This window comes from Chryseobacterium phosphatilyticum, from assembly GCF_002899825.2.
Classification (GTDB): Bacteria; Bacteroidota; Bacteroidia; order Flavobacteriales; family Weeksellaceae; genus Chryseobacterium; species Chryseobacterium phosphatilyticum.
Genome location: NZ_PPED02000100.1, coordinates 1 through 452, shown reverse-complemented (window position 1 = coordinate 452; position 452 = coordinate 1). Strand labels below are relative to the sequence as shown.

Annotated in this window: 1 protein-coding gene; it reads left to right on the top strand. The window is 68.1% G+C overall.

All coding sequences use genetic code 11. The features are described from left to right. Positions 1-452 (top strand): MobF family relaxase (mobF, locus tag C1631_RS25555; RefSeq protein ID WP_165828378.1); only part of this gene is annotated, 452 nt, incomplete at both ends.

The window sequence follows — 452 nt, the reverse complement described above, 5'->3', positions numbered from 1 at the left end:
GGTCCGGCTCGGCGCCGGCGGGCACCTGCGCGAGGCGCCCGCCGGCCTGATCGTCGGCCTCTTCGATCACTACACCTCGCGGGCAGGCGACCCCAACTGCCACACGCACTGTGTGTTATTGAATTTATCCCTATGCAATGACAAAAAGCATAGGACCCTCGAGCCGGAACGGCTCTATCGCTGGCAACTCGTGGTGGGCAGTGCTTACAGGGCGGTCCTAGCCGAGCGGCTCTCGCGCGAGCTCGGCCTGTCCCTGCGCTCGGCCGGACAAGGGCAGTTCGAGATCCGCGGCATCCCGGACCCTGTGATCGAGGCCTTCTCGAAGCGCTCCGTTGCGATCGAGGCGCAGATCGGCGGCGACCGTCTCGCCGCCTCGGGCGCGCAGAAGGAGGTCGCCGCGCTCGCCACCCGGGCTGCCAAGACCGACCTGCCGACGGGGCCTGAGCTAGAGG